This window comes from Domibacillus sp. F004 (assembly GCF_057814295.1).
In genome coordinates this window covers 1-481 of record NZ_JBVATB010000026.1, presented here as the reverse complement: position 1 = coordinate 481, position 481 = coordinate 1, and the positions used below count along the sequence as shown (strand labels likewise).

Genomic DNA, 481 nt, shown 5'->3' with positions numbered 1-481 from the left:
AAACTCTCCAAAAAGTGTTTGACTTGCTCATTTGTTTATCTGCAGATGACGAGCATCTGCCAGATAAGATTTAAAACTAAAACGTTGACGTTTTTATTGATTTTGTTCAGTTTTCAATGTTCAATTTTTCAAGACAAATATTATCTTAACACCCTATTTACAAGATGTCAACAATAAATTTGGTGGAGCCTAGCGGGATCGAACCGCTGACCTCCTGCGTGCAAAGCAGGCGCTCTCCCAGCTGAGCTAAGGCCCCTCAATGGCGCGCCCGAGAGGACTCGAACCTCTAACCTTTTGATTCGTAGTCAAATACTCTATCCAATTGAGCTACGGGCGCTAATACAATTAAATTATTTGGAGCGGAAGACGGGATTCGAACCCGCGACCCCCACCTTGGCAAGGTGATGTTCTACCACTGAACTACTTCCGCAAAGTGCGGGTGAAGGGACTTGAACCCCCACGCCTTGCGGCGCCAGATCCT

General features: G+C 45.9%; 3 tRNA genes. All 3 read right to left on the bottom strand.

Going from position 1 to position 481, the window contains the following annotated elements:
• Positions 1-180: 180 nt before the first annotated feature.
• A tRNA-Ala gene (locus tag ACZYRN_RS19250) sits at positions 181-256 on the bottom strand.
• 4 nt (positions 257-260) lie between these two features.
• Positions 261-337, bottom strand: a tRNA-Arg gene (locus ACZYRN_RS19245).
• Between the two features lie 18 nt (positions 338-355).
• Positions 356-430 (bottom strand) — tRNA-Gly (locus tag ACZYRN_RS19240).
• Positions 431-481 lie beyond the last annotated feature (51 nt).